Annotated in this window: 4 protein-coding genes; all 4 read right to left on the minus strand. The window is 59.6% G+C overall.

Annotated elements, in window-relative coordinates; translation table 11 throughout:
* On the minus strand, positions 1-1,121 hold a 1,121-nt coding region (gene odhB / locus ACEW8J_RS14995), incomplete at its 3' end, for a 2-oxoglutarate dehydrogenase complex dihydrolipoyllysine-residue succinyltransferase (RefSeq protein WP_373492448.1).
* Between the two features lie 114 nt (positions 1,122-1,235).
* Positions 1,236-4,016 (minus strand): 2-oxoglutarate dehydrogenase E1 component, encoded by a 2,781-nt coding sequence (locus tag ACEW8J_RS15000; protein ID WP_373492449.1) that lies wholly within the window; start codon positions 4,014-4,016, stop codon positions 1,236-1,238.
* Between the two features lie 180 nt (positions 4,017-4,196).
* Positions 4,197-4,490, minus strand: coding sequence for a GIY-YIG nuclease family protein (locus tag ACEW8J_RS15005; protein WP_373492450.1), 294 nt, complete (start codon positions 4,488-4,490; stop codon positions 4,197-4,199).
* Positions 4,491-4,591: 101 nt separating this feature from the next.
* Positions 4,592-5,194, minus strand: a 603-nt coding sequence (locus ACEW8J_RS15010) for a succinate--CoA ligase subunit alpha (RefSeq protein ID WP_373492451.1), incomplete at its 5' end; no start/stop codon positions are given.

Raw genomic sequence — 5,194 nt, forward strand, 5'->3', positions numbered from 1 at the left:
ACCACTTCGCCATCGACCACCACGGCCCGGTCCTCGATCCGGTGCAGGCCGAGCACCGCCGACTGCGGCGGGTTGATGATCGGCGTCGACATCAAGGACCCGAACACGCCGCCGTTGGAGATGGTGAAGGTGCCGCCCTTCATGTCTTCCATGGTCAGCGTGCCGTCCTTGGCGCGCTTGCCGAAATCGCCGATGGTGTTTTCCACGTCGGCAAAGCTCATCGTCTCGGCATTGCGGATGACGGGGACGACCAGACCATTGGGCGCACTGACCGCGACCGAAATATCGGCATAATCGTGATAGACGATTTCCTCGCCGTCAATCTGCCCATTGACCGACGGCACGTCTTTCAGCGCCATGCACGCCGCCTTCACGAAAAAGCCCATGAAGCCCAGCTTCACGCCATGTTTCTTGGCGAACAGGTCCTTGTACTTGCCGCGCGTCTCGATCACCGCGCTCATGTCGACATCGTTGAACGTCGTCAGCAGAGCGGCGGTATCCTGCGCCTCTTTCAACCGCCGTGCGACGGTCTGGCGCAGGCGGGTCATCCGCACCCGTTCTTCGTTGCGGTTGCCGGACGGTGCCGCTGCAGAGGATGGCGCCGGCGTCTGCGCGCCGCTTGCCGAGCCCTTTTCGGCCAGCGGCGGCTGCTTCGCCCCGGATTTCACATATTGCTCGACATCCGCCTTGGTCAGCCGGCCATCCTTGCCGGTGCCGCGAATCTTGCTCGGGTCCACGCCATGTTCCAGCACCAGCCGGCGCACCGACGGCGACAGGGTGATCGACGCATCGGGTTCTTCAGCCTTGCTTTCAGTCTTCGTTTCGGCCTTGCTGTCATCCTTGGCCTGGGCCGGTGCCGGCGCCGACTTGGCTGCCGAGCCGCTGCCGGCTTCGATCGTCGTGATAACCGCGCCCACCTCGACCGTATCACCCACCGCCACCTGATGCTCGCCCATCACGCCCGCTTCCGGTGCAGCCACTTCCAGCGCCACCTTGTCGGTTTCCAGACTGGCAATCGGTTCATCGGCGGCAACCGCGTCGCCGGGTTGCTTGAGCCATTCGCCCAAAGTCGCTTCGGTGATCGATTCGCCCAATATGGGGACTGTTACTTCTGTTGCCATGTTCTTCCTACCTGTACTCCTGCGGAGGCAGGAGGCTTTCTCCCGCATCCGCGTCTAATTACAATGGGGAGATGGCCCCCCGCCTGCGCGGGGGAACAAATCCCTAGCCAACCCTCAACCTTCATGCCCCAATGCTTCGGCGATCAACTGCTCCTGCTGCTGCTTGTGCCGCGAAGCAAGACCCGTTGCCGGTGAAGCCGAAGCGGCGCGTCCGGCATAGACCGGCGCAACCGGCCCGACACCGGCCTGCTCCAGACAATGTTCCAGATAGGACCGGACAAAATGCCAGCTGCCGTTATTCTTCGGCTCTTCCTGGGCCCAGACCAGAGTCTCGAGATTTGTCATCCGCTTGAGACGAACGACCAGCGGCTCGCCGGGGAACGGATAGAGCTGTTCGATACGGATGATCGCGCTATTCTTGTCTCCGGCCTTGTCCCGCGCTTCGATGAGATCATAGGCGACCTTGCCCGAACAGAGAATGACGCGTTTGACGTCCTCGTCGGCCGGCGGATTGCTATCGGACAGGATCCGCATGAAATGATGGTCGCCCTGGAAATCTTCCGCTTTCGATACCGCCATCTTGTGCCGCAGCAGCGATTTCGGCGTCATGATGATCAGCGGCTTGCGGAACGAGCGCAGCATTTGCCGCCGCAGCACATGGAAATAATTGGCCGGGGTGGTGATATTGGCGACCTGGATATTGTCCTGCGCGCACAATTGCAGAAACCGTTCGAGCCGCGCCGAGCTATGCTCGGGACCCTGCCCTTCATAACCATGCGGCAGCAGCATCACGAGGCCGTTGGCGCGCAGCCATTTGGCTTCGCCGGAAGCAATAAACTGGTCGATCATGATCTGCGCACCATTGGCAAAATCGCCGAATTGCGCTTCCCACAGCACCAGCGTTTTCGGATCGGCACCGGCATAGCCATATTCAAAGCCGAGCACGCCATATTCGCTCAGGGGACTGTCGAGCACTTCGAACCGGCCGTGCGGCACGGTACTCAAGGGCACGTATTTCTTTTCCGTTTCCTGATCGACCCAGACCGCATGCCGCTGGGAAAATGTTCCTCGGCCGCTGTCCTGCCCGGAGAGGCGCACATTGTAACCTTCGGAAACCAGCGATCCATAGGCCAGCGCTTCGCCGGTAGCCCAGTCAAAATTCTCGCCCGTCTTGAACATCTGCGCCTTGGCTTCGAGCACCCGGCCCAATGTCTTGTGAATCTTGTGCCCGTCCGGAACCGTGGCCAATGTCCGGCCGAGACTGTCGAACAATTTGGCGTCGATCGCGGTTTCCACATTGCGCCGCGCCGTTTCCGGATCGGCGGGAATATGCAGGCCCTGCCAGCGGCCGCCAAACCAGTCGGCCTTGTCGGCCTTGTAGTCGGCCGCCGCCTGAAATTCGGTTTCGAGATGCTCGGAAAAAGCTGCGCGGGTCGCATCGCCCCATTTGTCATCAATCACGCCTTCCTCGACCAGCCGCTTTTCATAAAGCTGGCTGACCTTGGGATGCTTCTTGATCGCGGCATACATCAGCGGCTGGGTGAAGCTCGGCTCATCGCCTTCATTATGGCCGAAGCGGCGATAGCACCACATGTCGATGACGATATCCCGGCCGAACCGCTGGCGAAACTCGATCGCGATCTTGCAGGCAAAGGTCACCGCTTCCGGATCATCGCCGTTGACGTGGAAAATCGGTGCCTGCACGCCTTTGGCGACATCCGACGGATAAGGCGAGGAGCGCGCGAATTGCGGGCTGGTGGTAAAGCCGATCTGGTTGTTGATCACGAAATGGATGCAGCCACCGGTATTGTAACCGCGGATACCGGAAAAGCCGAGGCATTCCCAGACGATCCCCTGACCGGCAAAGGCCGCATCACCGTGAATCAGCACCGGCAGCACCTGGTCGTGTTTTTCCAGATCATCGCGCGCCACCTGCTGGGCACGGACCTTGCCGAGCACGACCGGATCCACCGCTTCGAGATGCGACGGATTGGGCACCAGACTCATATGGACATTGATGCCATCAAATTCGCGGTCCGTGCTGGTGCCGAGATGATATTTTACATCACCGGATCCGCCAACATCGTCGGGATTGGCCGATCCGCCGTGAAATTCGTGGAAGATCACCTTATAAGGTTTGCCCATCACATTGGCGAGAATGTTCAGCCGCCCGCGATGGGCCATGCCATAGACAATATCACGGACGCCCGACTGGCCGCCATATTTGATGATATTCTCCAGCGCCGGCAGCATCGATTCGCCGCCATCCAGGCCGAAACGCTTGGTTCCGACATATTTCTTTCCGAGGAAATTTTCATATTCCTCGCCCTCGATCACCTTGTTGAGAATCGCCTTCTTGCCTTGCGGCGTAAACTGGATTGCGGCATCCTTGCCTTCCATCCGGTCCTGCAGAAAGCGCCGTTCCTCGATATCGGCGATATGCATATATTCCAGACCAACCGAGCCGCAATAATTGGCCCGCAGCACCGCTTCGATCTCGTGGATCGTCGCCGTATCGAAACCCAGCACACCGCCAAGATAGACTGGCTTGTCCATGTCATCGGCGGTGAAGCCATGAAATTCGGGCGTCAGATCATCCGGTTCTTCCAGCTTGGAAATCCCTAGCGGGTCGAGATTGGCCCCCAGATGCCCGCGCACCCGATAGGTGCGGATCAGCATCATCGCCCGAATCGACTTTTCCGCCGCCAGCGCGACATCGCCATCGGACATCGCCTTGCCGGCCTTGGCCGCAGCCTCCTTGATCTCCAGTCCCATGCGCGTCGGATCGAGCGCGCTGTTCAGCTCGTCGGCCTCGTCAATCGGCCAGTGCCGCCGCTGCCAGCTCGGGCCCTGTTCCTGTTCGGAGCCAATAAAATCCTGCTGTTCAAAACCCATAATCGTACCTTTTTGTTCCCCTGCGAAGGCAGGGGCCCATCTCCAAATCCATCGTCCGGTCACAATCACCTGTGGTTCCGGTCAGACCCGGCAGAGCGGAAACTCCGGTCAACCTGCTTTGCCTTCCACTTCCGTGATGGACCCCTGCCTTCGCAGGGGAACCATCCGACAGCGGCCAGTTCACTTCACAATCTCGAACCACAAATCCCGCCAGCCTGGATTCTCGTCTTCGATCCGCTTGATCTTCAACTCCCGCTTCCATTTCTTGATCTGCAATTCCCTCAGTCGCGCCTCGTCAATATTGTCATAGGCTTCAAACCAAACCAATAGCTTGCAGATATGTTCCTTGGTGAAGCCATCGATATGCCCGTTTCGATGCTGATAGGTCCGCTTGACCAAGTTGCTGGTTGATCCAGTATAAATCGCTCCGTGTTTTCGGTTTGCCATGAAATAGACAAACCCGGGTTTGTTCATTGTCGCCTCACGTTACCTGTGTACCTGCGAAGGCAGGTACCCATCTCCCATATGCTCCGCTGGGCACAATCGGGAGATGGCCCCCTGCCTTCGCAGGGGAACTAAACCATCTCCTTCAACATCGCATCCAGCGTCGTGCCCAGCTCGCTCGGTGAAGGCGAAACCCGGATACCCGCAGCTTCCATCGCCGCGATCTTGTCTTCCGCGCCGCCCTGGCCGCCGGAGACAATCGCACCGGCATGGCCCATGCGGCGTCCCGGAGGAGCCGTCAGGCCGGCGATAAAGCCAACCATCGGTTTCGAACGGCCCTTTTTCGCTTCGTCGGCAATGAACTGCGCCGCTTCTTCTTCCGCGCTGCCGCCGATTTCGCCGATCATGATGATCGACTTGGTTTCGTCGTCGGCGAGGAACAGCTCGAGCACGTCGATGAAATTGGTGCCGTTGACCGGATCACCGCCAATGCCGACCGCTGTCGTCTGGCCCAGGCCAACAGCCGTCGTCTGGTGTACCGCTTCATAGGTCAGCGTCCCGGAGCGCGAAACCACGCCGACCGAACCCTTTTTGAAGATGCTGCCGGGCATGATGCCGATCTTGCATTCGCCGGGAGTCAGCACGCCGGGGCAATTGGGGCCGATCAGCCGCGACTTGCTGCCCTGCAGCGCCCGCTTGACGCGAACCATGTCGAGCACCGGAACGCCTTCGGT

The organism is Parasphingorhabdus sp., assembly GCF_041748495.1.
Lineage (GTDB): Bacteria > Pseudomonadota > Alphaproteobacteria > Sphingomonadales > Sphingomonadaceae > Parasphingorhabdus.

Bases quoted from the DNA above. Each gene is read 5' to 3' on its own strand.
- ACEW8J_RS15000 (WP_373492449.1), bottom strand. From the start codon at position 4,016: ATGGGTTTTGAACAGCAGGATTTTATTGGCTCCGAACAGGAACAGGGC.
- ACEW8J_RS15005 (WP_373492450.1), bottom strand. From the start codon at position 4,490: ATGAACAAACCCGGGTTTGTCTATTTCATGGCAAACCGAAAACACGGA.